The 26,568-nt window shown below is 57.0% G+C and carries 28 protein-coding genes; 19 read left to right on the top strand and 9 right to left on the bottom strand.

Going from position 1 to position 26,568, the window contains the following annotated elements; genetic code table 11:
* Nucleotides 1–2: 2 nt before the first annotated feature.
* From AC5SEM_RS25325 to AC5SEM_RS25315, 3 genes are all read left to right on the top strand, one after another.
* The gene (locus AC5SEM_RS25325) at nucleotides 3–1,733 is read left to right on the top strand and encodes a peptidoglycan-binding domain-containing protein (protein WP_495471510.1); all 1,731 of its coding nucleotides are present in this window, start codon (nucleotides 3–5) and stop codon (nucleotides 1,731–1,733) included.
* 3 nt (nucleotides 1,734–1,736) lie between these two features.
* Nucleotides 1,737–2,246: a hypothetical protein gene (locus tag AC5SEM_RS25320; protein ID WP_476334907.1), complete on the top strand. Its 510-nt coding sequence runs from the start codon at nucleotides 1,737–1,739 to the stop codon at nucleotides 2,244–2,246.
* Nucleotides 2,247–2,356: 110 nt separating this feature from the next.
* Nucleotides 2,357–2,860 carry a hypothetical protein gene (locus AC5SEM_RS25315; RefSeq protein WP_476244045.1) on the top strand — a complete coding sequence of 168 codons (504 nt, stop codon included), beginning with the start codon at nucleotides 2,357–2,359 and terminating at the stop codon, nucleotides 2,858–2,860.
* 73 nt (nucleotides 2,861–2,933) lie between these two features.
* On the opposite strand, the gene AC5SEM_RS25310 is transcribed toward AC5SEM_RS25315, so the two are convergent.
* Nucleotides 2,934–3,317, bottom strand: a complete 384-nt coding sequence (locus AC5SEM_RS25310) for a DUF6124 family protein (protein ID WP_257356612.1) — start codon at nucleotides 3,315–3,317, stop codon at nucleotides 2,934–2,936.
* A 499-nt stretch (nucleotides 3,318–3,816) separates the two neighbouring features.
* Here AC5SEM_RS25310 and AC5SEM_RS25305 point away from each other — a divergent pair, with 499 nt between their 5' ends.
* From AC5SEM_RS25305 to AC5SEM_RS25240, 14 genes are all read left to right on the top strand, one after another.
* Nucleotides 3,817–4,566 (top strand): lysozyme inhibitor LprI family protein, encoded by a 750-nt coding sequence (locus tag AC5SEM_RS25305; RefSeq protein ID WP_257356611.1) that lies wholly within the window; start codon nucleotides 3,817–3,819, stop codon nucleotides 4,564–4,566.
* A 169-nt stretch (nucleotides 4,567–4,735) separates the two neighbouring features.
* Nucleotides 4,736–5,197, top strand: coding sequence for an XAC2610-related protein (locus AC5SEM_RS25300; RefSeq protein WP_257356610.1), 462 nt, complete (start codon nucleotides 4,736–4,738; stop codon nucleotides 5,195–5,197).
* A gap of 20 nt (nucleotides 5,198–5,217) precedes the next feature.
* Nucleotides 5,218–6,582: a lysozyme inhibitor LprI family protein gene (locus AC5SEM_RS25295; RefSeq protein WP_257356609.1), complete on the top strand. Its 1,365-nt coding sequence runs from the start codon at nucleotides 5,218–5,220 to the stop codon at nucleotides 6,580–6,582.
* A gap of 138 nt (nucleotides 6,583–6,720) precedes the next feature.
* A complete protein-coding gene (locus AC5SEM_RS25290; protein WP_495471509.1) occupies nucleotides 6,721–8,115 on the top strand; it encodes a TIGR01777 family oxidoreductase in 1,395 nt (464 codons plus the stop codon).
* A 9-nt stretch (nucleotides 8,116–8,124) separates the two neighbouring features.
* Nucleotides 8,125–10,575, top strand: a complete 2,451-nt coding sequence (locus tag AC5SEM_RS25285; RefSeq protein ID WP_495471508.1) for an alpha/beta hydrolase — start codon at nucleotides 8,125–8,127, stop codon at nucleotides 10,573–10,575.
* A gap of 68 nt (nucleotides 10,576–10,643) precedes the next feature.
* The gene (locus tag AC5SEM_RS25280) at nucleotides 10,644–11,099 is read left to right on the top strand and encodes a hypothetical protein (protein WP_495473502.1); all 456 of its coding nucleotides are present in this window, start codon (nucleotides 10,644–10,646) and stop codon (nucleotides 11,097–11,099) included.
* A gap of 4 nt (nucleotides 11,100–11,103) precedes the next feature.
* Nucleotides 11,104–11,475: a hypothetical protein gene (locus AC5SEM_RS25275; protein ID WP_495471507.1), complete on the top strand. Its 372-nt coding sequence runs from the start codon at nucleotides 11,104–11,106 to the stop codon at nucleotides 11,473–11,475.
* A gap of 19 nt (nucleotides 11,476–11,494) precedes the next feature.
* A complete protein-coding gene (locus AC5SEM_RS25270) occupies nucleotides 11,495–12,055 on the top strand; it encodes a hypothetical protein (protein WP_495471506.1) in 561 nt (186 codons plus the stop codon).
* Nucleotides 12,031–12,879, top strand: a complete 849-nt coding sequence (locus AC5SEM_RS25265) for a tetratricopeptide repeat protein (protein ID WP_495471505.1) — start codon at nucleotides 12,031–12,033, stop codon at nucleotides 12,877–12,879. The genes AC5SEM_RS25270 and AC5SEM_RS25265 overlap by 25 nt, the downstream gene beginning before the upstream one ends.
* Entirely contained in the window at nucleotides 12,876–13,631 is a 756-nt protein-coding gene (locus tag AC5SEM_RS25260) for a lysozyme inhibitor LprI family protein (RefSeq protein WP_495471504.1), read from the top strand. Before AC5SEM_RS25265 ends, AC5SEM_RS25260 begins: the two co-directional genes overlap by 4 nt.
* Before the next feature lie 71 nt (nucleotides 13,632–13,702).
* On the top strand, nucleotides 13,703–14,674 hold the full coding sequence (locus AC5SEM_RS25255) for a hypothetical protein (protein WP_495471503.1): 972 nt from the start codon (nucleotides 13,703–13,705) through the stop codon (nucleotides 14,672–14,674).
* Nucleotides 14,675–14,730: 56 nt separating this feature from the next.
* Complete coding sequence (locus tag AC5SEM_RS25250; protein ID WP_160059932.1) at nucleotides 14,731–15,156, top strand: hypothetical protein; 426 nt, start codon at nucleotides 14,731–14,733, stop codon at nucleotides 15,154–15,156.
* 227 nt (nucleotides 15,157–15,383) lie between these two features.
* The gene (locus tag AC5SEM_RS25245) at nucleotides 15,384–15,917 is read left to right on the top strand and encodes an N-acetyltransferase (RefSeq protein ID WP_095113212.1); all 534 of its coding nucleotides are present in this window, start codon (nucleotides 15,384–15,386) and stop codon (nucleotides 15,915–15,917) included.
* Between the two features lie 37 nt (nucleotides 15,918–15,954).
* Nucleotides 15,955–16,116: a hypothetical protein gene (locus AC5SEM_RS25240; protein WP_495471502.1), complete on the top strand. Its 162-nt coding sequence runs from the start codon at nucleotides 15,955–15,957 to the stop codon at nucleotides 16,114–16,116.
* A gap of 115 nt (nucleotides 16,117–16,231) precedes the next feature.
* Here the strand turns inward: AC5SEM_RS25240 and AC5SEM_RS25235 are convergent, their stop codons facing one another.
* Nucleotides 16,232–16,603 carry a DUF6124 family protein gene (locus AC5SEM_RS25235; RefSeq protein ID WP_123376100.1) on the bottom strand — a complete coding sequence of 124 codons (372 nt, stop codon included), beginning with the start codon at nucleotides 16,601–16,603 and terminating at the stop codon, nucleotides 16,232–16,234.
* 583 nt (nucleotides 16,604–17,186) lie between these two features.
* Here AC5SEM_RS25235 and AC5SEM_RS25230 point away from each other — a divergent pair.
* Nucleotides 17,187–17,570 (top strand): helicase, encoded by a 384-nt coding sequence (locus AC5SEM_RS25230; RefSeq protein WP_016985803.1) that lies wholly within the window; start codon nucleotides 17,187–17,189, stop codon nucleotides 17,568–17,570.
* A 151-nt stretch (nucleotides 17,571–17,721) separates the two neighbouring features.
* Here AC5SEM_RS25230 and AC5SEM_RS25225 read toward each other — a convergent pair whose 3' ends face one another.
* The 6 genes from AC5SEM_RS25225 to exbB all read right to left on the bottom strand — a co-directional run bounded on the left by AC5SEM_RS25225 (nucleotide 17,722) and on the right by exbB (nucleotide 24,624).
* Nucleotides 17,722–19,122, bottom strand: coding sequence for an aminoacyl-tRNA deacylase and HDOD domain-containing protein (locus AC5SEM_RS25225; protein WP_064116442.1), 1,401 nt, complete (start codon nucleotides 19,120–19,122; stop codon nucleotides 17,722–17,724).
* Between the two features lie 79 nt (nucleotides 19,123–19,201).
* Complete coding sequence (gene recG, locus AC5SEM_RS25220; protein ID WP_495471501.1) at nucleotides 19,202–21,277, bottom strand: ATP-dependent DNA helicase RecG; 2,076 nt, start codon at nucleotides 21,275–21,277, stop codon at nucleotides 19,202–19,204.
* A 9-nt stretch (nucleotides 21,278–21,286) separates the two neighbouring features.
* Nucleotides 21,287–22,216, bottom strand: a complete 930-nt coding sequence (locus AC5SEM_RS25215) for a hydrogen peroxide-inducible genes activator (protein WP_007920331.1) — start codon at nucleotides 22,214–22,216, stop codon at nucleotides 21,287–21,289.
* A 276-nt stretch (nucleotides 22,217–22,492) separates the two neighbouring features.
* Complete coding sequence (locus tag AC5SEM_RS25210; protein WP_038359287.1) at nucleotides 22,493–23,239, bottom strand: TonB family protein; 747 nt, start codon at nucleotides 23,237–23,239, stop codon at nucleotides 22,493–22,495.
* A complete protein-coding gene (exbD, locus tag AC5SEM_RS25205; protein WP_053125060.1) occupies nucleotides 23,236–23,664 on the bottom strand; it encodes a TonB system transport protein ExbD in 429 nt (142 codons plus the stop codon). The genes AC5SEM_RS25210 and exbD overlap by 4 nt, the downstream gene beginning before the upstream one ends.
* A gap of 6 nt (nucleotides 23,665–23,670) precedes the next feature.
* A complete protein-coding gene (exbB, locus tag AC5SEM_RS25200) occupies nucleotides 23,671–24,624 on the bottom strand; it encodes a tonB-system energizer ExbB (protein WP_077575049.1) in 954 nt (317 codons plus the stop codon).
* Nucleotides 24,625–24,812: 188 nt separating this feature from the next.
* On the opposite strand from exbB, the gene AC5SEM_RS25195 reads away from it, so the two are divergent.
* Nucleotides 24,813–25,670, top strand: a complete 858-nt coding sequence (locus AC5SEM_RS25195; protein WP_495471500.1) for an SDR family oxidoreductase — start codon at nucleotides 24,813–24,815, stop codon at nucleotides 25,668–25,670.
* A 139-nt stretch (nucleotides 25,671–25,809) separates the two neighbouring features.
* On the opposite strand, the gene AC5SEM_RS25190 is transcribed toward AC5SEM_RS25195, so the two are convergent.
* Complete coding sequence (locus AC5SEM_RS25190; RefSeq protein WP_123593522.1) at nucleotides 25,810–26,550, bottom strand: putative periplasmic lipoprotein; 741 nt, start codon at nucleotides 26,548–26,550, stop codon at nucleotides 25,810–25,812.
* Nucleotides 26,551–26,568 lie beyond the last annotated feature (18 nt).

Genomic DNA, 26,568 nt, shown 5'->3' with positions numbered 1-26,568 from the left:
CAATGATTTACGGTAATTTTGATCTCCGTCGAGGTGATCATGATGGAAAACCTGAGCAAAACAAGCCCCCTCGTTGGGCTGGAAATGATAATCCAGTGTTATCTTTAGTCACTGCAGAAACAGCAGCTGCATTTCTCGGTACTAGCGCAGCTCTTGGTGTTTCAGAGCATGTAAGAAAACTCCAGGAAGACTTAATTACTTTGGGCTTCTCCATTGTGGGGACACCTGATGGAGGGTTTGGTAGTCATACTGAGTGGGCAGTCAGAGAATTTCAAATATATGCGTCCATGGCGCAAGTTGCTAAAGTTAGAGAAGAAAAAAAAGGGCAACTGCTATTGGACTCTGCAGGTTCTCCAGTAAAAGTTAATAACATGGATGTGTATTTCGATAGCTCTGCATCTATAGTGGCAAAGGCTGGAAAGTCTGCGACAGTAACCGGTGAGACAGTCGGTCCTGTTAGTTATTATGTTGATAGTCTTCAGTCTGTCGCTAACTCTTCGATTTATGCCGGCCCAATAAGCGGTGTAGTAAACGAGCTTACTCGAGCTGCAATTGAATATTGGTTGAGCCATGACTACAGATGTCCAGTAGTCGTTGAGGCATGGAATAATACTGCAGCCGGAGTTCGAACTGATCTAGCCAGCAACGGATGCAATTTGTGGGCGCATAATAGTATTGCTAGTAATGCCCCGCGAGTGTTTTTTAGGGATTTTACTAGCTATTATGACTATCCTGATACACATAGTAGGCTAGAGTATCAAACTCTTGGGTATTATGAGCCTGGCGGTTTCGGTGGACCTAATACGGCAAAGAAGCATAGTTGGTCGCCAGAGGCGGAAATGTCAATCTTGAATCTTTATGACTCTGCCTATAACGCTGCTGAGGCGAATAGCGCCAAGATATCGACATATCGAACTATGCGTGTGGTGGCTGAGGCTGAATGCTATGGGCGATTTGATGTATTGAACGCTTGGGATAATGCGCTTATGTCTGCCGGACCATGTCACTGGACGATGGGGGTATTTTCGACGACAAATTCAGCGTATGCGCCTGGAGAATTGCCTGGACTTATCGCATATGTTAAAAATTTGAATCCTGAAGTTTTTAACAAGGCTTTCGGAAAGTTTGGGTTAGATACCGTTCTCCAGTGGGGAGAGGCCGGACTATATTTCCCTGGAGTACGTACATATAATACGTGGATTAAGCTTAGCACTGAAACTGACTTTGAGGCGTTGCCGACTACAAAGGAGGGTGCGAATTATATGAAAACATGGCACTGGCATTATAGATTTAGTATGGCGGGTCGAACCATCGGGGCCTACCGTAAAGCTATGTGGAAGCTGACAAAACTTCGGTTGAGTAAGATATTGGATAGAGAGGTCAAATTTAGAGTTTCCGGACATGAGGTGGTCAGCACTCTCGGAGCGGTTTTTACTTCAGAAAAATCTGTGGCTATTTTGCTCCGTTGGCACGTATATCGTCCCGCTTTTGTTGTTACTAACGCGTCGCTCGTTGTTCCGGCAATTCAATTTGTAATTGACTCAAACTCTCAAGTAAATTGGGCATTGCCAGTTGCTAGCTGGGGGGACACGCATGAGACGCTGTTAACCAATGAGATCCAGAGACGGCTTGCTGCTCTGAACGACTCCATCACTAATGCGATTCAGTATGGTACTAATCTTCCGCAAGGTGCGGTCCGGCCGGGCAGAAACTCCTTCATTATGGATGTGTAACTTATGAAATATTTTTTGCTATTGATTGGTTTGCTACCCGGAATTGCATGGTCTTCTGTGGGAGATATCTGTAATCCAGAACAAGACTCGAAAAGTTTTATTTCTGATTGGAATCTTGGTAATAGTAAGACAAAAGTATTGTCAATGCAGGATGGAAAAGACTTTTTAGTTGATCACGGCAGTATTGTATATGCCGGTGACTTGAATAATGACGGTAATGACGATTTTATTTTTGAAGCGTCAACAGGCGTTGGTTCAAGTGGTGATCGAGTGTTTAGCTTCCTGCTTCAATGTCATGGCTATCTTAAACCACTCGGTGCTTCGTACTTTGCAAAAGTTGAAGTCCTGGAGCCGGAAAGTGAGCAAAAAAACGTATTTAAAGACATAAAAATTTATTCTTATAAACGAAACTCAAACGGGAGTATCCAGCGAAAAGGTGGTGAGCCTCTGATGACACCTCATATTTGGCACTTCAATCCTGATTCTCAAAAGTATGAGGGGGAGTCTGAATAAGGTAGAGGTACTCTGAAACCAAAAAAGGGAGCAGGTTTATTTTAATGCGCTCAGCGGCTTTGATTTTGGTGAGATGTTTAAATAAATCCCTCCCGTTATGGATAGTTTAAATGAGATTTTTCTGGGTGCTCGCGCTTTTTGCGAATACTGCCAACGCTGCCCCTGTAAATATATGTGCTCCGGCAGATGGTGCTAAATATTTCTTATCCCAGTGGACGGAAGATATACGTAATTTTGATTTGCTTTCTCGAATTGAAGATGAAAAATTTTCAATTGAGGAAGGAAAGGTTGTCACTAGTGAAGATATCAATGGTGACGGAGTGAAAGATTTTATTTTTCTTTCATATTCAAGTGCCGGGTCGAGCGGTGATTTTATTTATGAATTTCTAATTCAATGTCGTGGCTTTTTAAGAAACGTTGGTGGTGAGTATTTTGCTGATGTGAAGGTTCTCGATACTCATCCAAAAGATAGTCTATTTAGAGATATTAAAATCTACTCTTATAACAGGGATAAGCAAGATCAAATTATGCACAGGGATGGTAAGCCGTTAACTACCCCTCATATTTGGCGCTTTAATCCGGAAACGAAGCTGTATGAAGGTGAATCGAGATAGTAACGAATGAAATTGAGAAGAGAGCGCAAAGTAGGGGACGGGTTAGTTTTCTAATCCGTCCCGGTCACACTCCTTACGCTTTCGCGGCCTTTCCTGCAATCAGGTCTTCCAGATCATCCAAAGCACGTTCCACCATGATCTGCGCACCATCGGCAATTCGGCTAAGGGCTAGCGCTACCGAGCGGTTTGAGCCTTCGACGTCGTCCGCTAATTTGGCAGCGATGGCGCTGATGGACAGCATGTCTTCGGAGGCGTTGGCCAGGAGGGCTTCCGAGTCGATGTCATTGGCGACGGTGAAGAGTCTGCCTTTACGGCGTTTGGACTGTTTGTCGTTGGTAGGCGGGAAGTAGTGAGCGAAGGCGCGGTCGGCGGCTTCTTTGTCGAGCGTCGCAGTGTCGAGGGATTCTTCGGCGGGGGCACCAGTGTTGTCTGGCGGGTTGGGCGTCACTTTGAACATGGATGTATCTCCGTCTGTATATGAGGAGCCACCACCGTTCGCTTGCACGCAAATTAAGGTGGCAGCTGTGCGCAGGTGTGCAAGACCGGGCAGACGGACCCGGCAGATCGCTCTCGAAAGAAGGATCTCCCACGCACAGCCGCCATACAGTCGGTACCGCGAGCAGGGATATGCCTGATCAGCGACCAATGACGTTGCGCGTCGTCTTTTACCCGGACTTGCACGTCCGTGTCACCGTTTTTTGCGGTGACAAATCAAGGTTAGCGGTGAAAGCGAGGGGTGGATAGTTCATGGATGGCTCGGCGTCTTGCGGGAAATGTCCGACGAACATGACATCCGTTTAGCAGAAGATCGGAGGATCGTAAGTTCTGTTTAAGCGTTGCGTCAGAAAATGGAAGGGTCTTACAGCAGGACACCTGTATCTGATTCTGAGGTTGAGTGGGTCAAATTCAGATCGTATGAATTGCAGACTTTTATAGTTTTTCAAGGAAATCAGGGAATGAAGATTTTCAGATTCGGCGTCGTTTTTTTACTGTCCTTGCTATCGTCCCTCGCCCATGCGGAAGGCACGATGATCGCAACGGTGCTTCAGGCGGATTTTTCCAAAGATCCGGAAATACGACTGCTCGTGAGGGTTGTAGACGTAGGATGGGGGCCGGATGCTCCATCCATGGCCCTTCGTAAAGATTGTCTGGCGAGGGTGAAATCGTCTGACCGTCCCGGCCCGGATCCTTGCTTTTCGATTGAAATAACCGAGAGCAAAAAGCAACGCGCCATTGTTCGGCAAACGCTTCTGAATGATCCTCAGCGCTCAAGTGACCCGATCTATCTGGAAATTGTTTACCAATCGGAAGTCAGCGAGAGCGATCCGACCAATCATTATGGGCGGTCTGCCCGGCTGAAAGTTGAAGAGAACGGTTTCTACAATTGGAACAACGAAACCAAGCAGGCATTGGCGGACGTTGTGTGGCCAACTTTGCCGAGTGGGACGCTTGATCTGGTCGTGACGGATACGGATGCACTGCTCAACCTGGTTTACCGGGAGCGCATGGAGCGGTTGGACGAAAAAGCACAGAAAGAGCTGAGAGAAACCCAAAGAGCCTGGATGAAGTTTCGCGATGCGGAGTGTCTGCCTGAGGCGAAATCGTATAAATCGGTGTTTGGGGAATGGTCGAACTCCTGCTTGATCCGCGCGACGATAGAGCGAGCGCGTCAATTGGCTATGGCTCCGGACAAGAACAAGCAGTGAAGTAAAGCGTTTGAAGGTCACGGGCACTTATGAGTTGATAACTCAAGGCTCACAGATCGTCTCGATGTCTTACACAAAGCAGTCCAGCGGCAAGGTGTACAGCTTCGGAATCAATACCGGCATCGACTCCTCTCCGGAGTCCGGATGCAAATGGGAATAGGGCGAGTACATGCATTTCAAAACTTTAGCGTTATCACTGCTGGGCCTGCTGTGGACGATCCCGTCGCTAGCCGAAATCGCTACGTTCAGCCCAACCCAAGGCGTTGAAGCAACGCTGGTTCTCGAAGGCTCCAAGCTGAACATCGCGGTTAAAAGCGAAACGCAAAGCGAGTCGCGGACAATCGATTTTGAAGCCGAGAATGAACTCCACATGCAGTTCGACGATTTCAATTTCGACGGCGCCAAGGATTTCGCGATCTGGCAACTCGATGACGGCATGGGCACTTACCACTACTACCGGGTATTCATTTACCAAGCCAAAACCGGCACGTTCGAAGAGTTGCAGCCGGACTGCGGCGATGGCTTCGTTAACCTGCGCGTCGACAAAAAACGTAAGGCGTTGCTCAGCACTTACTGGGAAATGAACATACCCAAGCAATGCATCACCCGATTCACCAAACGCAAAACCTGAATGACTCAAGGATGAACACAGTGAACCGTTTTGTTTTAACCCTTCTGGCCGTACTGCTGCCGGCTTCAGCCGCCTACGCGCAGGACGACTGCCGCAATGTCACCTCAAGCCTGGAAATGGTGCCCTGCTCGGAGTCGGCGAGGAAGGCTGCCGATGCGCAGTTGAATGTCAGTTACAAGCAGCTAATGACGCGACTTGAGTCTGACTATCGAGCAGATCCGGCGTTGGCTGCGGAGTACGCGGCGAAGGTTAAAGAGTCGCAACGTGCGTGGCTGAAATTGCGCGACGCGAACTGTCCATTGGAGGCATTCGAGATCGAGGTGGGTAAGCCTGCTTACGTGGCGGTCAGCAACTTGTGCATCGCCAGAATGAGTCGCGAGCGTTCGGCGTATCTGGACAAGATTGTCCCAGCGCTTGCATCCGATAAGAGCGCTTCGACGGCACCGACCAGCGACGCTTGCCCCTCGGAGGAGTTCGCGCCTTTCCTGACAGCGTTTTCCGCCAACAGCGAATCACAACGCCGTCTCACGGCGATGACGGTCAAGTCGCTGGTGTTGAAACCGGTGGCGGGAAAGGAACGTAGTACCTTTGAGCCTTCGACCTCGGGAGTCAGTGGAGCTACTTTCAACTATCCGCTGATGGCTGCAATCACGCCCGGCAAGACACTTGGAGTCGAAATCGAAGAGGTCGATGACAGTCACGTCAATGTGGTGGATAAGAGGGCAGGTAACAGCAATGTGAAAATCTTCAACTTCTCTCGTCAGGCGTGCTGGGTGCTTGAGGGGATTGAGGATTGGTCGATCAGTGAGAAGGATCTTGTCGCAACACGTAATCCAGGAATGAGCCGCGCCGAGAACTTCTGTGATCAGCGTGCTGAAGCTTTAGGTGGGCTTGGGTTGCTTGAGCAATACCCTCTAACGGTGGAACTGGTTGAAGCGTCCCTAGAAAATTATGTATGTGCTGCGGAGTCAGGTGATGCAGAGGCAAGTCTTTCGGCGGCAAGCCTGAGTCTTTCTCAAATGGCATCCCAGTTGGAAACCAGCAAAGTAGAGGCGCTGTTCAAAGCGGCCTCGAAAATACCGAGTGGCGCGCTGGCCTATGCCACGTTTTTTTGTGTCGGAAACTCCACCGACTATAACGGCCCTTGCCTCCATCCCGAGCAGGCGAAAGAGCAGGTCATTCGGGCGATCACCATGGGTTCCACAGACGCGATGAATTATCTGGCCTCGACCTTCGAAGGTGGCGAGTTTGGAACGAAGGATATGTCCCGAGCGTTAGCCTGTTATCAAATGGCGGCTGACAAAGGTAATCAGGTGGGCATCTTCAACGTGGGGCGATTGGGATCGCAGGGCGCTGAACCGATCAAAGCCAGTCACTGCATCTGAAATGCCGGGTCATGTCTGATGCGTTTTCGCAGTCGTTGAGTCTGAATCCGTCCGGTAAAACGTTTAGTTTTTGAGCATCTGACGACCGCGATTTTCCTTTAAACTCCCCACCCCCAAGGAATGCGCTCAGGACACGGAATGCCAGCCCCCTCGAACTCCCTTCGCCCAGCGTTAGTGCTCTGGCTATACGCCGCCGCAGTCGTGCACATACTCGCCGGCCTCACCCTGACCTGGGCCGGTCACTCCGGATTACTCGACGGCTACCTGCACAATCTCGAACTCGCATTCTGGGGCGCTGATGCGGTTCCCACCGCCGGCCACGAACAACAAGTCTGGTGGCTCGCGCTGTTCGGCGCGACGCTGCAAAGTTATTCGCTGTACATGCTCGCGCTGGTGCACTTGGGCAATCGCTTGAAAACCCCGGCAGTCTGGGGCTGGTTGAGCGCCGGCATCCTGTTATGGGCGCCGCAGGACATGTGGCTTTCAGCGCAACAACAGGTCTGGTCGCACCTGTGGCTCGACGGTTTTGCGTTGCTGGTGTTGGTGCCGCCGTTATTCTGGCTGTATCGGCATGACCGCCGCAAATCCCCTTCAGAAAAGGCACCGAGCCAATCCAGCCCGTTTGCCGGCAGCGCTTTCAAGCGTGTGCTAATCACCGGCGGCACCGGGTTCATCGGTGAAACCTTGGTCAATCAATTACTCGATGCGGGCCACTCGGTCAGCGTACTGACGCGCGATCCGTTGAGCGCGGCCAATCTATTCAACGGCCGCGTCCGCTGCGTGCATTCGCTCAGCGAACTCAGCCACGACGACACCTTCGACGTAGTGATCAATCTCGCCGGAGCACCCGTCGCCGGCCCGCGCTGGACTCCCAAGCGTCAGGCGCAACTGCTCGCCAGCCGAGTCGGCACCACCGAAGCGTTGATGACCTGGCTGAAAAACACCAAGCACAAACCAGCGCTATGGATTCAAGCCTCGGCCATCGGCTTCTACGGCGTGCGTGATGCCAGCGAAAGCCTCGACGAACACGCGAGCCAGGGCGACGGCTTCATGGCCGAACTCTGTGCGCGTTGGGAAGCCGCCGCGCAACCGGCCACGGAGTTTGGCGTGCGTCAGGTGGTACTGCGTCTTGGCGTGGTCTTCGGTCCCGGCGGTGCGTTGACGCCGTTGCTGCTGCCGTTCCGCCTGGGGTTCGGCGGGCGCATGGGTGACGGTCAGCAGATCATGAGCTGGGTGCATCGCGACGATGTGCTTCAGGTGATCGCGCGGGCTTTCAACGACGACAGTCTGCGCGGCACCTACAACATGGTCGCGCCGGAAACGGTCAGTCAGGCCGCGTTCGCCGAGCAGGTCGGCAAGGTCCTCAGGCGCCCGGTGTGGTTGCACATTCCCGCCGCGCCAGTGCGTGCATTGGCGGGAGAGATGGCGCAGTTGTTCTTCGACGGTCAGCGCGTGGTGCCGCAGCGTTTGACTGAGGCTGGCTACACATTCCGCTATCCAACCCTCGACGCCGCTCTGCGCGATCTGACCTGAGGATCGCTCATGAGCAAGCCGTTGATGTACCTGCTGGCCGGCAACGGTAGCGCTGCCGATTGGTGGGATGACGCGCTGCCGCACTTCCAGCGCTACGAAGTCGTGCCGCTGGAGTTGCCGGGCTTCGGCGCCAATCCGCTGCCACCCTGCGAGGATCTGGCGGACTACGCGCAGACCTTGTTGGCGATGACGCAGAAGGGCAGCGCGATCATGGCAGTCGGGGTCAATGCGTTGCTGGTGCTGCATGCGTTGCAACGTCGTCCCGGGCACTTTTCCCGCAGCGTTTTGTTGGCGCCGGTCGGTGCGTTTCTGTGGCAGCGGCGGTTGCCGGCACTGATGTCGCCGCTGCCGATCCGCAAGACCATTCACTGGCTGCTGTCGAACAAACCCACGCTGTTCGCCCGCAAGTTCTCCAACCAGACCTGGACGCCCGCGCAGTACCAACGCATGAGCGCCGGTTATGCGCGCTGCCGGGCATTCGTGCCGCATTGGGATCTGGTGCGGGCCGACACCGCGCTGCCGCTGCTGGAGTGGATCACCGATCCGGTCGAGCTGGTCTGGGGCGATCAGGACGCGGTACTCGGCATCGAGCAAGCGGCGGCATGGTCAGCGATTCTCGCCCGCGCTGATCTGACCATCAGCCTGAAGCCCGGTTGGGGCCATTACCCGTGGATCGACTCGCCCGCCGAATTCGCCGAGTGGCTGGAGTCGGGCGAGCGCGGGTTTGTCGCGCACACCAAGGGCGGGCGTTTGCGCCTGGCTGAACTGGCGCGGCAACCGGTGCCGACGGCGCTGACTCTCAACGATTGCACTGACCTGCGTCTGCCCGCATTTCTCGCTGCCCAACCTGATGTGACCTGGGCGGTGCGCTCCTCCAGTTATGGCGAAGATCAGGCCGATTCGGCGAATGCCGGTTTGAGCACCACCTATCTGCGCGAACCGACCGCCAATGTGCCGAAACGCATCGCCGAACTGACGGCCGAAGGTGTCGAGGAAGTGGTGGTGCAACGCTTCATCGCGCCGGTAGTGTCCGGGATCGCTTTTGTGCGCCATCTCTCGGTAGAACTGGAGTGGGTTGAAGGCCATCTCGAATCGCTGGCCGACGGTCACGTCAGCCCCTCACGGGCAACGCTTTCGCGGCTTGGCGATGCGTGGCGCAGCGGCACGTTCACGCCGTCCCATGGCTTGACCGAAGGCCTGCTCTGGCACTTTCTGCAAGACGTGTTGCGCGTGTTTCACTACGTGCCCGGCGACGTCGAATGGGCTTGGGACGGCGCGCAACTGTGGCTGCTGCAATACCGGCCGATCAGCGATTACGGCTGGCGCCGCCACCTGACCGCCGCCAATATCGCCGAGATCCTGCCGCCGCAACCGAGCGTGCTGGTGGAATACGCCCAGCGCCGAGCAGCCGCGAGTATTCCGGCGATCATGGCGCGTTGGGATGCGCGAGTGTTGCAGGACAACGAGCCGTTCACCGCGGTGTTCGGCGGCGCGTCCTATATCAACAATGATCTGTTTCTTGCCCGGCTGGCCGACTGGGGCATCAGCGCCGCGAACTACGCCGGTGAAGTCGGTGGCGCGACTCCGCATTTGCCATGGCAACCGCTGAAGATGCTGCGTTCGTTGCCGCTGTTTTTGCGTATGCAACGCAAGGCTCGCGGCCATTTGCTGAACCTTGAAAATGGCTTGCAGCGCTTCGATCAGGAACTGGCCGAACTCGTCGCCCAAGCTGCCGATGGTCAACAACTCGCAGACTGGTTCACCCGGTTTTACGTGTTCGTGGTGCAAGGCAATCTGTGTATCGCCACGGCGCTGGCCAGCAGTGGCGGTGATTGGATGGGCCGCCCGCCGACCGCTTACGACAATCTAGAAAACAGTCCACATCGATTGCCCTGGGAAACCGATCCGGCCACCCCTAGACCCGCGTCGAGTGAGCTGCCATTACAACCATTCCCGCAATGGTCAGGGCTGATCCGCCTCGCCCATTCGACCGGCCTGCCGGGCCTGCGCGGTTACTACCTGCAAGTGCGCGAGTGGTATCGCGACAACCTCATGCGCATCTTCTTCCGGCTTCATCACGCCATGCCACTGGCGGATCGCGAACATTGGTTCGCGCCGCATCCCGACGTGCGCACCCGCGATGGCAGCTTTTGGCAGGACGGTCGCGAAGGTGCGGAGCAGGCCACCGGGTTCATGATTTATCCGGGGCAGGTGCGGGGCATCCTCGGCGCCGACATCCTGCTCGAAGACACCCTCGATCCGGGGCGACACGCGCATTACCAAACAGCGCGGGCTGTGATTGCGCGGATGGGTGGTCGCTTGTCCCATGGTTCAACGTTGCTGCGCGAATTGCGCAAGCCTTCGGCGGTGATGCCGCGGGTGGATCCGGCGTGGGTGGGGTGTGAGGTGTTGTATCGGGATGGTGAGTTGGAATTGATGAATTCGAAGGATAGGAAGTGAAAACACTATTGTTGCGTATGAACTGGCTGTCACTGGTAGCGGGCAGTCTCTTGGCAATTTCAACCGCCATGGCCTTCGCTGCCGATCCAGCCTTCAAGGATTACACCGTCACGCCAGTTTTCACCGGCCCCAACCATAAGCTGGTGCCGCAAGAAAACAGCAGCCCAATGATGGATCAGGCACGGGTGCAAGCCCTGAGAGGCAAGGTCAACTTCGCCGGCCATTACATCCTTCACAGGCTCGGCTGTGGCGGCAGCGCAATTTGCGGCGAAGTGCTGGATGCTCAGACCGGTGAAGTGGTTGGCGGTCTGCCCAATGCTTACGACGGCAGCACGTTCGGCATGGTTTACCAACCCGACAGCCGATTGATCATCGTCTCCGGCATCACGCTCGACGGTGAAGAAGATGCGCAGGGGAATGCGTTGGAAAGCGTTAACCGGGACCGTTTCTACGAGTTTGTGAACAATGAATTTCGACTGCTGAGCATGACCGACATGGAATCGTCGCCGATGGATGAGGAGTGAGTGGATGAACCGGTTTTTCATTCGGTCTGCGCTGATTGCGCTTTCGCTATTACCTCATTCACTGTCCGCGACTGCCAGTGAAGGGAGTTGCTACGGCTACCTTACTGAGCTTGTCAGGAGCAGCGATTTTCCGTTTCGTTATGTCGGCAAGGACAACATCAACCTGCTGATCGACGAGGACGACGGTGAAGTAGTGCGCGCTCAGTTGTTCTTCGACACCGACGGCACCGGCACGATCGGCTGGATCAAATACACCCCGGCTACCCGTGTATTGCTCAATAGCTCGGCGGAGTTGGAGGAGCCAGTGGCATTGTCATTCGATGCCAAGTTTGCGGACGGCTATGCGAAGTGCTTGGCGGAACAACAGGCCGGCTAACGGCGAAAAGGATTTCTCGATGAATCAGCTTTTGTTCGCCGGGAGCCTGGCATGGTTGTTCTCTTCCCCAGCCTTCGCCACGCCGACGGATGCTTACACCCAACGCGATGTCATGCAGTGCGGCGGTGTTGAAGTGGTGTTGGTGTCGTCCTGCCGATCGGTGACGGTGGATGGTGCGCAAACCCACGTCATCCCGGTTTGCTCTGACCAAACCATCAACATCGGCGGCAAAGTGCTTCGTCGCGATATCAGCAAAGTTTCACAACTCACTTCCGACGGTGCGAAGACGAACATGTTGAGCAATGTTGTTGTGGCGATGGATTGCGTGGAAGGCACCAAGGGCAGTCTTGTTTCGATAGGCGGCTATGGCGGTTGTGGTGCCTGCGCGGAGTGGCACGGGTATTACTCGACAGCAGGGCGATTGGAGCAATACAGCTTCGATAATAACCAGCGCTCATTTTGGCTCGAAGGGATCTCGGGACGAGCTGATCAAGGCCTATGGCGTTACGAAGAGACAGTTAATGTCAGAAAGCCCGGCGGTGAAGAGGATCGTCTATGGCCAGCCTTAAGTGGGTGTTGATGATCGGCAGCTTTCTTGCCGCCACAAGTGCCTTTGCCGAGGACCCGCCAATAGTCGGTATCGATGGGCACACCGTGACGTTTAGAGCGACAAAATGGACGATGCCCGGTGTGGATTCGGCGACCGCATGGTTCACCGCCAACGGCAAAACCTTCCCGCTCTTCAGTGCAGATGTTGGCGCTGATGGGCACTCGGATTGGCTCAGTCCTGACAAGAAAACCTTATTGCTCGACCCGGTGGTCTTCGGCATGTTGTCGGACGAGAATCAAGAAGAAAAACTCGTGTCGCAACAGCATTGCGATGTGATCTCCATGGAAACCGGTTGCGTGCTGGCCGAGCGTTCCCCTCGTTTTTGTCTCGGCAAATGGGTGGGTAATCAGTGGTTTTCGGAAGATGGCGAAGTCCTCACACCTAGCCTGGAAACGAAGTCCCCGAAGGACTGGTTGAAATATATCTCGACCATCAAAGCTGCGCAGTCCCGCGCTGACTCCATCGAATCGAGCCTGACTTTTTTGAGTCCAGAGTCCTACATGGCGTGCCATCCCCCGGCGCAAAATGTTCAGGCGTACAACGATCTGGGTTTTTATCTGGCCGAGGGCGGTAGAGATGAGCTGGCGCTGAAGTTTTATCGCGGCGTTGAGGCCGTTGGTAAACGCACGGTACTGATGTTGAACATCGCCGATTCACTCTGGCGCCTTGATCGGAAAGAAGAAGCGCAGCGTTATTACCGCGAGTACCGCGACGCGATGAGCGCCGACGGTAAGGCGCAGAAAATTCCGCAAAGAGTGATTGAGCGAACTGCACATCAGGGAATGAAAAATTGAACAGGATTGTCCGTTTTATCGCATTGCCTCTTGGAACGCTGTGCGCATCAATCGCGCATGCCGAGGACACCTGCAAAGTCATCAACGTGAGCTGGCAATACGATGAGTGCTTGGAGGCCGACCGTAAGAATGCCGACGCACGACTCAATGTCAGCTACAAAAAACTGATGTCGCGGTTTGAGTCCAGCCCCGAACCGGAGCTGACCAAGACAAATATGGCCGCTGCCAAAGAGTCGCAACGTGCCTGGATCAAATTGCGTGACACCACCTGCCCCCTCGAAACCACGGCTGTCGCACCCGGTTCGCAGGCTTATTCCCAAGTACTCAATAAGTGCATCACCAGAATGAGTCTGGAGCGTGCCGCCTACCTGGATGCGATTGCGCCTGACGGCCCGAGTGAAGTGGTCGATGTGGCCAAGGTTTCTGCATCGGCCTCGCAACGTTTCGGTGATGTGGTAGCTCGCTACGTCACTACGTTTGGCAACCCTTGCCTCAATGTCCAGCTTCTCGCGCCCGATGGCAATTGGCGAGTACTGGCGTCCAAGCGGTTCTGCAGTTTCGAGGGCAAGTCGTTTTGGGATGGCTATGCCAGTGCGGTGTTTGAGGATCATGCGTTCGCTTCTGATGGTTTACACCTGACGCTCAGCTTGTTCGAGCTTCGTGGGGAAAGAGAGAAGCGGCTCGCTTGTGTGATACCGATCCAGAATGAGCAAATCAAAGAGCTGAAGTGCGGCGCACCTGAGTCATCGTAAAACCCTCAGCCTAAACATTTGAAGATTGATTAACAGGGAAGTGAGTGGAATTGGCCAGGCTCTTAAGTTGTATGAGTGCGCTCGGATTCATGGTTGCCTTGTTGGCTCAGCCGGCATTAGCGAGTGACCCACAAACCATCGGTGAGCTGCATCCGCCTGTAGTTGCCTCGCTCGGTGATCAAAAAATCACCGTGTTCTTTTTGAAGAACAACCTCAAAGGTCAGGTGAGGGAAGGGCATGTTCCTTACGCCGAGATCTTCTACACCACCACGAATGCAGTGAAGCCTTCGCTGAATTATGTGTGGAAAGTCGAAGGTGAGCAGATCGCCTCGGTGTTCTTCTTCGAGCGCAAATTCCCGGAGCAAGCGGGGAAGTCCATGTTTGTTCTGACAAAACAAAAAGTCTCGCACAGTCAATTCGAAGGTGATTCCTATTCGGTGCTGGAATTGCCTTTGGTGAAGGACGGCGATCAGTTGGCCTTGCGGTTTTTTAGCGGCGACCCACCAGATCCCGAGCTTGAGAACTGCCTCGACGGTCTAAATCTGGCGGATGATGTAAAGGTCGAATGTGCTTACAAGGATGCGACCAGCATTAAAAAGCGCTTGGCAGACTTGGATGCAAAGATAATTGCGGATTCAAAACTGCATCAGGACATCGGCCAGAATCCACTCAAAGCCGAGGTTGATACGTCCAATGTTGCTTGCCCTTCGACCGACTTTTCAGCGTTCCTCTCAGCTTTCTCCGAACGCGCAGATGTGCAAAAAGCCTTCGTACAACAACCGCTGAAAATGGTCACGACCGTGGCCGGCGATCCCGAACCCGAGATGGAAAAGCGCAGTCTCAGCGGCGATCAACTTAAGTTTCCTGTCATTCCGGATCAAGCAACGCGAGAGGCCCAGGGCCTGACGTTGACCGTCAAGGAAGCGCGGGACAAAAAAGCGATCGCGATCCTGCAGAAGCCGGATACCGACTATGTCTTCGAATATCGGTTTGTTCGTGGGCAGTGTTGGCGGCTGGAAGCAGTGGCGGATTATTCGCTTTAGAAACGCCGGCGTTCATCGGCATAAGCGTATTCAACAGAACGGATTCAGAGGGATTTGTGAAGAAGTTATTTTTAGTGCTGTTGTTGGTGTTGCCGTTGGCGGCCCACAGCGAAGTTTCTACACAGGTAAGGTGCTTCCACTCGCTGGAAGGCAAAAACATCAATTTTGAGTTCAGAACCTATTACGACGTGGCCGCCAAATGGAGTGGTGCAAGTGTCAGGTACAGCAAGTCGAAGAAAGCCATTACTTTGGTTCATCACCGAACCGAAGAGTACGTCATGACGGAGGGCGGGCCCTACGAATTCACGACGACTTGGGTGGAAGTTTCAGACGGTGCAGTGACGGGGCAGTATGTCATTGCAACGCAAGGCGCTCGGGTGAACTCGATGCGCTACACGAATTACAAATCCGGCAAGCAGTATTCGTTCGATGAGGACTTCAGTATCGAAGCCTCTCCGGAGACGGGTTGTCAGTGGGGATGAAATCTTCAAGAAAGGGGACTTAACGTCCCCTTTTTTCATCCGCAAATCTCGTTACGACATGGCTCAATCTCACCCCGTCCTGCCGTTGAGCGATGGCGTAAGTGGCTGAGGCTAGAGGGCCGCGGATTGCTCGGACCAGATAATCAATGTCAGGGTATTTCTGTTGATGTTCAAAAGCCTTCAAACGCCGCTACGCTCTCGACCTTGAAAATTGCCAGTGGTTGTCCATGTCCAAGAGTCGAGGGAACGGGTATCGCTACCAGATCTGGCGATCTGAAGCGCGCAAGGCAGCGGAAGATCTGGCGCGTGGGAACCAGAACCTCATAACCAGAGGTATTGATACAACTCGAATTCAGTACGAGCCCATTACTCCCGTTGCCATCGAGGCGGCCGATCTTTGGGGAGATGAGGCTACCTTGTACCCGTGGCACGATGTGCACCAATGGAAGCAAGCAGACACCCGTGGTTTTGACGTCTCGCTTTGGTTCGATCAAGAATTATGTGGGTTATGTTATGCGTCGCCTCGCAAGAGCAAGCTGTGCATCAAGATTGTGATTCTGGAGGGTAAGCCGGACAGATCTCATCCGTTGCGAGGCACCGTGGCTGCTTTGGCATTAACCGCGATTGAAAACTACGCGATCTTGATTGGCTGTACGGAAATTGAAGTTCAAGAACCAGCCGCCGCTGCTATACCGTTGTATGAGAGTTTAGGGTTTGGCTTTGATCCGACGGGCCGGCTTGTTATTGGGGTTGAGCGGTAATACTATCCAGTCAAATTTCGAGACCCGAGAGGTTTCCATGAAAAAGTCCAAACATGAACCCAAGCCTATGATGGCTGCTCGGTTCCAGGCTGAAGCTCGTGAAGTTTTGGCCATGCGCTCTGGTAAGCGCAGCCGCTTTCTGGATGTTGCGTTGGCCAAAGGTTCTGATTTTGAGCCAGTCGGTCGACTGGCTGGTTGAAGGTTTTCGGATTCTCAAAAAAGCTGCCGTGATTGGCAGTTTTTTTGTGCCTGAATTTTTACAGGCAGTTGCAGAAAGGGGACTTAACGTCCCCTTTTTTCATCCGCAAATCCCGCTACGGCTTGGCCGCCACGCTTCGCACTTCAATCTGGTCGAGCGTCCCTTCCACCATTAATCTCACGCCGTCCGCCATTCTGCTCAAGGCGAGTGCCACCGAGCGGCGGGAGCCGTGGAGGTCGTCGGCGAGGTCGCAGGCGATTACGCTGATGGACAGGAGGTCTTCGGAGGCGTTGGCCATGAGGGCTTCGGCGTCGGTGCCGGGGGAGAGTTTGAAGAGGCCGTTCTCGCGTTTGGGGTGTGGATCGACGGCTGGTTTGAAATGGTGGTCGAGGGCGCGCTCGGCGGCTTCGTGGAATTTCTTTGATTCCAGGGTTTCGTAGGGCGAAACGTCTGGGTTTTCTGGGGGATTGGGTGTTGGTTTGATCATTCGGTCTTACTCCAGTTTAAGGAGCCGACACCGTTTCGCTCGCACTTCGAAAGTGGTGGCAGCTGTGCATAGGTGTGCAAGACCGGTGGAGTAACCCGGCAGACCCGAAGGCCTCCCATACACAGCCGCCATAACGATCCGCGAGCATAGGAAAACGCTCGGCGAATTGCCATAACCAATGTGTACTCCAACCGGACTTGCACGTCCGTATCGCCAATCTGCGGCGACACACAGAGCCTATCGATCGCTAGCCAACTCGCCTAGTTCATGGACAGCACCGCACTTTGCAGGAAATTTCCCATAGATTCGCGGGCCGGAAGATCAAAAGATCGCAGGCTTCGCCGGCTCCTACAGGGATGTGTTTCAACAGGTGTAGGAAAGGTGAGTGGTGAGACGCGGAGCGGCTCGGGATGCATTCCCACGCGGAGCGGGGGAACGATCAGGGGCGAGCGCTGAACCGTGACTTGGCGGTCATCGTGCGGGAAATGGTCTGCATCCTCTTCCAACAGTGTCAGATACTGGCGTTATCGTCCGAATCCCTTACACTGCCCCGGCCGTTCATTTTCCTTTTGAGGCTGTGCGCATGAAATTTCGTTTTCTTCTGTGGATGATGGGTTTGTTGATGGGTAAGGCCAGCCGGACAAATCCTGCGTTCCAGCAGCAGTTGGGTGACAAGGATCTGGTGTTTCAGCTGCAGACGCTGGACGGGAAAGTGGCGCGGCATTTCGTGGTCAAGGATCAGCGCATCACCAGCAAGTCTGGGGTGGTGGCGGAGCCGGCGTTTGCGATTGCGTTTAAAGATGCGGGTTATGGCTTTGCGACGATGCAGGCGAAGAACAAGCAGTTGGCGTTTATGCAGGGGATTCAGGACAAGTCGATCCAGCTCAAGGGTAATCCGGCGCTGGTGATGTGGTTTCAGGGGTTGATGAAGTATTTGGTGCCGAGGAAGGCTAAGCCTAAGGCTTGAGCCTTTGGTGACGCGGAGCGTCACGGGATGCATTCCCACGCGGAGCGTGGGAATGATCAGGGGCGGTCTGGTAGACCGAGTTGGATTCTTCGCGAGCAGGCTCGCTCCCACAGGGATTTTGGTGATCCTTGGGGAGCGGGCCTGTTTCGTTTTAGGCCTGGCTGAACTGCGAGGCCAGTTCACGCAGCAGGACTTCGGCTTCGAGGACTTTGCTGACGACGTCGTTGGCTTTGTCGCGGGTCAGACCCACACGCTCAAGCAGGGCGTCGGGGATGTCTTCGTCGGGGCCGGAACCGATGCCGCGTCCACGCAGCAGGCGCACGGCCAGGCAGACGAGGTTCGGGTATTCGGCGTAGGCGCCGTCGTAGCTTGGGTCGTGCTGGAAGCGCAGGGCGGTGGCCAGTTCGTCGGGCATGTCCCAGTAGCGCATCAGCCACGAGCCGATCTGTTCGCGGCTGATACCGAGCAGGTGTTGCTCGATGTAGCTGTGGCACAGGTGCGGGTTGACCTCCAGGTGGCGGCAGATCAGCGAGAAGTGCGGCGGGAAGACGTGGGCCAGCAGCAGGTAACCGAAGTTGTGCAGCAGACCGGCCAGATAGGTCAGGCCGGCTTCCGGGCGCTGGGCGCGCGGCATGGCGCGGGTCAGGCCTTCGATGACGGCGGCGGTGTAGATCGACTGCTGCCAGTACGGTGTGGTGTGTTGCGGGTGGTCTTTCGGCAGGCTTAAGGTCTTGCCGAGGGCCAGGCCCAGCGCCAGGTTGATCACCAGATCGAAACCCAGCACACGAACGATCGCGTCTTCTACCGAACGAATCTTGCCCGGTGAGGCGTAGTACGGCGACGCCGCCCAGCTCACCACTTGTGCGGCCAGTGCCGGGTCGGTTTCAACGACGCCGGTGATGTCGTCGATGGTGGCGTTGGGGTCGACGCGCAGTTTGATGATTTTTTGCGCGGTCTCGGCCAGCGGCGGAATCTCGATGGTCGCTTCCAGACGCTGCTGGATGCGTCGCGCGGTGAACGCTTGCACGGCCTGAGTGATTTCCTCGCGGTCATCGTCCGGGCGGTCGAGGTTCGGGCGGATGCTGCTCAGGGCTTCGCCGAAGTTGGCGGCGCTGGCCTTGGTCAGCATGGTCTTGAAATCTTCGCTGGCGATTTCCAGCAGCAGGCCCGGCTCGCCGGAGTTGATCAGCAACTTCGGTTCGCGCAGCAGGCTTTCTTCGTAGAGGCACGGCGAGCTGGTCAGCGCTGGCAGGCCCGGCAGCAGGCTCAGGCTGTGTTTGCCGAGCATCTTTTCCAGGCGCTCGGTGGACACGGCAGTCAGACGCCGGCCAGTGAGTTCGGCGAGGCGGTTGAGGTCGAGCAATTGGCTCTGCGGAAACAGCACCATCAGCGCGCCGACGGCGTCGTCCAGCAACACGGCTTGTACCTTGCGCGATGCATTGAGACCGTGGTGGTCGAGCACTTCTTCGTAGGCGATGCCCAGCTTGCCTAGCAGCAGCCGAATGACAGACGGCGCGTGCGGGGATTCGGGGGCGAGAGCGGCTTCGGTCATGGTCTGTATCCGTTTTTGAAACAATGGCAGGAGTATAACCAGCTTGGTCAGAACGATCTGTCAGAAACTGCGACGGTGCTCACACTTGGCCGTATTGCTGCCCGTGGCGCAACCAGCGATCGAGTAATGGGCTGACGTGGGTTGGCCAGCGTTCCAGCAAGGCTTGCGCGGCGTCGCGGACGGCGGGCAGCAGGTCGGCGTCGCGCATCAGGTCGGCGACCTTGAATTGCAGCAGACCGGTCTGGCGGGTGCCGAGCATTTCCCCGGGGCCGCGCAGTTCGAGGTCTTTTTCGGCGATGACGAAGCCGTCGTTGGTCTCGCGCATGATGCCCAGGCGCTGACGACCGATCTGCGACAGCGGCGGATGGTAGAGCAGCACGCAATGGCTGGCGGCGCTGCCCCGGCCAACGCGGCCGCGCAACTGGTGCAGTTGCGCGAGGCCGAGGCGCTCGGGGTTTTCGATGATCATCAGGCTGGCGTTGGGCACGTCGACGCCGACTTCGATCACCGTGGTGGCGACCAGCAGTTGCAGGTTGCCGGCCTTGAACTCGGCCATGACGGCGGCCTTCTCGACGGGTTTCATGCGCCCGTGAATCAGCCCGACTTTCAATTCGCCGAGGGCGAGGGTGAGGTCTTCGAACGTGGTTTCGGCGGCCTGACAGGTCAGCTCTTCCGACTCTTCGATCAGCGTACACACCCAATAGGCCTGACGCCCTTCGGCGCAGGCACCGCGTACGCGTTCAATGACTTCGACGCGGCGGGTGTCGGTGACCAGCACGGTATTGACCGGGGTGCGACCGGGCGGCAGTTCGTCGAGGATCGAGGTGTCGAGGTCGGCGTAGGCGCTCATCGCCAATGTCCGCGGAATCGGCGTGGCGGTCATGATCAGTTGATGCGGGCACATGCGCCCGCCGACGCCTTTCTGCCGCAGCGCCAGACGCTGCTGCACGCCGAAGCGGTGCTGCTCGTCGATGATCACCAGCGCCAGATTCTTGAACTGCACTTCGTCCTGGAACAGCGCGTGAGTGCCGACCACCATCGGTGTGCCGCTGGCAATCTGTTCCAGCGCGGCGACGCGGTTCTTGCCCTTGAGCTTGCCGGCCAGCCACGCGACTTCAATGCCCAGCGGTTCGAGCCAGCGCTTGAAGGTGATGAAGTGCTGTTCGGCGAGGATCTCGGTCGGCGCCATCAGCGCGACCTGATAGCCAGCCTCCAGCGCTTGCAGTGCAGCGAGGGCGGCAACCACGGTTTTGCCCGCGCCGACGTCGCCCTGAATCAGTCGCAGCATCGGTTCGTGCTGACTGAGGTCGTAGGCGATTTCATTGCCGACGCGCTGTTGCGCGCCGGTCGGGTTGAAGCCGAGGTTGGCCAGGTATTTCGGCGGCAACTTGGTCGCTTTCGGCATCGCTGGCGCGCGCAGCGAACGCATGCTTTCGCGTAGACGCTGTTGCGACAGTTGATGGGTCAGCAGTTCTTCGAAAGCGAGGCGATGTTGCGCCCAGTGATGGCCGAGGGCGAGTTCGTCGACGTCGGCATCGGCGGGCGGGTTGTGCAGGTAGCGGATCGCATCGGCCAGTGGCGCCAGTTGATAGTCGCGCGCCAGTTCGGTCGGCAGCCAGTCGGGCAGGGTGTCTGGCTTGAGCATTGTCAGCGTCTGCATGCACAACTGGCGCAGACGCGCTTGGGTCAGGCCTTCGGTGAGCGGATAGACCGGGGTCAGGGTTTCATCCACCGGCGGTGGTTCGTCGCCGGTGATGGCGCGGTATTCCGGGTGGTAGATTTCCAGTCCTGACGCGCCGGGCCGGGCTTCGCCGTAGCAGCGCACCCGCGTGCCACGCTTGAGGCCTTCTTTCTGTGCGTTGCTGAAATGGTAGAAGCGCAGACTTAGTCCGCCGGTGCCATCCTGCAAGCGCACGACGAGGCTGCGGCGTCGACCCATGACCACGTCGGCGCCGCTGACGGTGCCTTCGATCACGGCGTCCTGCCCCGGTCGCAGCGCACCGATCGGCACCACGCGGGTGCGATCCTGATAGCGCAGCGGCAGGTGAAACAGCACGTCCTGCAGATTCTCCAGGCCGACCTTGGCCAATTTCTCGGCCATGGCTTCGCCGACACCCTTGAGTGCCGTCACCGACACTTGCGACAGCTCAGTCATGACGCTCGCTTAACCGGCCGTAACCGGTGCCGCTGGCTTGGCCACCGAACACAGGCGAATGGAGTCGGCGAGGATCTCGATGGCTTTCGGCCGTGGGAAGCTCGCGCGCCAGGCAATGGCCACGGTGCGGAACGGCACCGGCGGCGACAGTGGGCGCACTTCGATCACGCCCGGGGCGTAGTGATGGCTGTCGACCGCCGACAACGGCAGGATCGAGATGCCCAGACCGGACGCGACCATGTGGCGAATGGTTTCCAGCGAGCTGGATTCGACCGTGGTGTGCTTGGCGCCGTCGTTGCCCTTGGTCAGGGTCGGGCAGGCTTCCAGGACTTGATCGCGGAAGCAGTGGCCTTCGCCGAGCAGCAGCAGGCTCTTGTCGTTGAGCAGGCCGGCGTCAATGGTTTCTTTCTGTGTCCACGGGTGCTGGGCCGGCATCAAGACGTAGAACGGCTCGTCGTACAGCGGCAGGGTCAGCACGTCGGCTTCGTTGAACGGCAGGGCGATGATGATCGCGTCGAGCTCGCCGTTGCGCAGTTTGTCGCGCAGCACGTGGGTGAAGTTTTCTTCGATGTACAACGGCATCTGCGGGGCGACCCGGTGCAGTTGTGGAATCAGGTGCGGGAACAGGTACGGGCCGACGGTGTAGATCGCACCGACTTTCAGCGGCGCGGTCAGCTGGTTCTTGCCAGCCTGGGCCAGTTCGCGGATGCCTTGCGCTTGCTCGAGGACTTTCTGCGCCTGAGCGACGATGCCTTCGCCGACCGGAGTCAGGCGCACGGCGCTTTTGCTGCGCTCGAAAATCAGCACACCGAGTTCGTCTTCAAGCTTTTTCACGCCCACCGACAGGGTCGGCTGGCTGACGTGGCAACGTTCGGCGGCGTGGCCGAAATGCTGCTCTTGGGCGAGGGTAACGATGTAGCGTAATTCTGTGAGGGTCATAGCAAGCGTCCATGAAGATGCGGGCCAAGCATACCGGCTGCAATCGATAGACGCACGTTATCAGACTGAGTGTGGAATGCGACACCGGGCAATGTAGGTTTGCCGCGCGCAGATACGCAAAAGGCACCTTTCGGTGCCTTTATTTCGATCTAACGTTCAACACATAACCACTGTGGGACGAGCCTGCTCGCGAAAGCGGTGGGTCAGACAAGCATGGGCTGACTGACACGACCTCTTCGCGAGCAGGCTCGCTCCCACAGGGTATTGCGGTGTTGCTTAGCGGCGGCGTTCGAGGGAGTAAACAAACGGCGCAACAATTTCAATCGAGCCATTGTTCAGCATGTCGGCCGGTGGCTTGGGCAGCGGTTGGGCGCGGCGGATCATTTCCAGGGTAGCCCGGTCCAGATCGGCGTTGCCGGAGCGGCCCACCAGTTCGAACGACAGCACGTTGCCTTCGGCATCCACCACGAAGCGCAGACGGTTCAAGCCTTCTTTACCGCGTGCCTGAGCACTGGCCGGGTACTTTTTGTACTTGGCCAAATGCGCGAGCAGGGTGCCTTGCCAGCTGGCCTTGGCAGCCATCTGAGCCGGCGACGGACCCGGTGCAGGCTGGGCGGATTTCTCCGTCGGTGCCTGAGTCGGTTGCGTGTCGGCCGGTTTCTCCTCGGAAGGCTTTTCCTTCGGTGGATCGGGCAGCTTCTTCTCGACCGGCTTCGGCGGTTTCGGCTTGGGCTTCGGCTTGGGTTTCTGCACCGCGATTTCAGCTTTCGGTGCTTCGGCCAGCTTCGGAATCGGCAACTCTTCCACCGGAGCCGGTGGCTGCGGCGGTGTGACGACTTTCGGCGGAGCAGGCGGTGGCGGGGCCGGAACCGGGGCCAGCTCAACCATCATTGCCTGCGGCGGCAATTCGATGGGCGGGCGGGCGGTCCAGTTCAGCGCCAGCGCGATGGCCAGCGCGTGAACGCCCAGCACCACGGCCAGGCTACCGCTGTAACGCGTCAGCTTATGGCGCGTCGTGATCATTTCTTGGCTGCCGTCTCAAGTCCTACCAGGCCGACCTTCAGGTAACCGGCAGAGCGTAGGTTATCCATCACGCTCATGAGGTCGCCGTAATCCACGCCTTTATCGGCCTGGAAGAAGATGGTGGTGTCTTTCTTGCCCTTGGTTCTGGCGTCGAGGGTGGCGCCCAGTGCTTCGGGCTTCACTTCGTCTTCGCCGAGGAACAGGCGCTGGTCAGCCTTGACGCTGAGGAACACCGGTTTCTCTGGCCGCGGCGCCGGTTTGGCGGTCGAGGCAGGCAGGTCGACTTTGATGTCCACGGTGGCCAATGGCGCGGCCACCATGAAGATGATCAACAGCACCAGCATCACGTCGATGAACGGCGTGACGTTGATTTCGTGGTTCTCGGCCAGATCGTCGTCTGCGCCTTCTTTCAAATGCAGGCCCATGGCCGATTACCCCACTTTGACCATGTGCGGCTGCGAGCTGCGCTCAGGCTGGTGATCGAGGTCGCGGCTGACCAGCAGCAGCACTTCTGCCGAGGCGTCGGAAACCTGCGCCTTGTAACCGGCGATGGAGCGGGCGAAGACGTTGTAGATCACCACGGCTGGGATCGCGGCAACCAGACCCAGTGCGGTGGCCAGCAATGCTTCAGCAATACCTGGCGCTACGACAGCAAGGTTGGTGGTCTGGGTTTTGGCGATGCCGATAAAGGAGTTCATGATGCCCCACACGGTACCGAACAGGCCGACGAACGGCGCGGTGGAACCGATGGTGGCGAGGACGCCGGTGCCGCTGCTCATGTTGCGACCGCAGGCTGCAACCAGACGCTCAAGACGGAAGCTGACGCGTTCCTTGATGCCTTCTTTCTCGCGGCTGTTGACCGACAGGCGCATCTCTTCGAGGGCGTCGTGCACCAGCAGGTTGGCGAGGGTGCCTTCCTTGCCGGCAGTGGTACTGGCTTCTTTAAGGGTGGTGGCTTTCTTCAGGGCGGCGATTTCGCCTCGCAGACGACGCTTGGCGCCCATCAGCTCGAAGCCTTTGGCGATCCAGATGGTCCAGGTGATGATGGAAGCGATGGCCAGACCGATCATCACGATTTTCACGATGATGTCGGCGTTCTGGTACATGCCCCACGGCGACAGGTCGTGGGCCATGCCCAGGCTGTTGTCGGCTTCGAGAACTTCAGGAACGTCGGCAGCGTCAACCGCTTGCACCGGATCGGTAGCGGCCGGGGCAGCCGGAGCGGCGGCTGGTGCGCTTTGCTCGGTGGCAGCTGGCGTTGCTGGCGCTTGAGCGTCGGCGAAAGCGGCGGTCGGTGCCAGCATCAGGCTGAGCAGCAGAGCCGCCACTGCGCTCCAGGCGCGAGGTCGATTGGTTGGCGAAGCGGGGATTTGATTACGTGTCATGCTGGCCGGACCTGAGATAGAAAAACGGTGATGCTCTACCAGGCCTCGTGAGGCCGAGAACAAAAGTGGCGTGCATTATTGCAAGTAATTCTTGTTAACAAAAGTAATAGAGTATCTTTTTTTCCTGCATTGCTAGCCGCTCGTCCTGTCCCGAGGCTAGTCTGTGTCTTTCCGATAGGAGTTTTTTGATGTCCGCGCCTTCTGTTTTGATTGCCGGTTGTGGTGATGTCGGCAGTCGTCTGGCCAAGCAATTGCTGGCGGCTGGCTGGGAAGTTCATGGCCTGCGCCGGGATGTTTCAAAGCTGCCTGATGGTGTGATTGGCGTTGCCGGCGACCTGTTCAACGAAGACTGCCCGGCGACCTGGCCGGTGGGGGCCGTGGACTATCTGGTGTATTGCGCTGCGGCCACCGATCACGATGAAGCCGGTTATCGCGCGGCTTATGTGCAGGGTTTGCAGAATGTGCTGAGCTGGCTGGATGACTATGGGCAAGTGCCTGAGCGGCTGATCTTCGTTTCCAGCAGCAGTGTTTATGGACAGCAAGAGGGTGAGTGGGTCGATGAGAGCTCAGAGACCATCGCTGCCGGTTATTCCGGGCGATTGATGCTTGAGGCTGAGCAGGTCGCGCTTAAGAGTGGCATTCCTGCGAGCATTCTGCGTTTGACCGGGATCTACGGGCCGGGCCGCGAATGGCTGCTGACTCAAGTGCGTCGCGGTTATCGCGTGGCGGTCGAACCTCCGTTGTACGGCAACCGAATTCATGCCGATGACGCAGCCGGGTTGCTGGCGTTCCTGTTGGAGAAGGCTCGGCAGGGCGTGAAGCTGGAGGATTTCTACATCGGTGTCGACGATGCGCCAGCGCCATTGGCGGAAGTCGTGGGCTGGTTGCGTGAGTATCTGGGCGTTACCGAATGGTCGGAAGATGCCAGCGTGCGGCGCACCGGCAGCAAGCGCTGCAGCAATGCCCGGGCGAAAGCGTTGGGCTGGACGCCAACGTACCCGAGCTACCGTGAGGGCTACGCCGCGATCCTCGACGGTAAATGCTGACTTCCTGACACCCCAAAACAACTGTAGGAGTGAGCCTGCTCGCGATGAGGTCCTAACATTCAACACTTGTGCTGACTGTTAAACCGCTATCGCGAGCAGGCTCACTCCTACAGGGGGGTTCTGCGAATTCAGAAGCGGGTTACTGCTTCTCCAGCAACCACTTGCGCTCGCCCGGCGTGTACTGCGGCATTTCATCCGCCAGCGCGGTGTTCACGGCCTGGAAAATCTCCAGTTCCTTGCCCTTGCGCGCAAAGATGTAGGCGTTGCCCTGACCGTTGAGTTGCAACCACATGTTGTCGTTGGTACTACTCATCGACGCGCAATCGCCCGCCAGGCACAGGGCATAACGGTCGGCGCCCGGCAAACCGGACACCTGGCCATCAGCCTGGAACTGCACGGTGCTGCCTTCGCCCTGACCGCTGGCGATTGTCCAGCTGCCACCCATGTAGGCGGAATACAGCGCGCGTTCGAAACTGGCGCCAATCGGTGCGCCTTCCGGCACCGGAATCTGTGCGCGGTCGAACACCTGCTCGGGTTCGTTCTCGCTGGCGGCTTGCTGCAGTTGCCCGCCATCGCGTTTCAGTTCGCTGGCGGAGCTGCCATAGAAGTCGACTTTCCAGGCGCCGGATTTCTCACCCAGCAGCCGTCCTTCGACGTTCTCAAAACCGTTGGTGTAGCGGGCCTGACTGGCCTTGGTGTTAACGTCCCACTCAAGGTTCGGGCCGTAAGCCTGAAGCGCTTCGCGCAGGGGGCCGCCCTTGGCTGCGGCATCGATCGCCACCTGGTTGATCCAGGTGCCGCTGATGTCACGGTCGGCTGGGTTGCTGGCGCAGCCGCCGAGGAAAATGGCGAGCAGCGGGAGAGCTAGCGCTTTGCGCATGGTGGAATCCTTTCAAAA

This window comes from Pseudomonas sp. CH61 (assembly GCF_059429415.1).
This window is presented reverse-complemented; position numbering and strand designations above follow the sequence as displayed.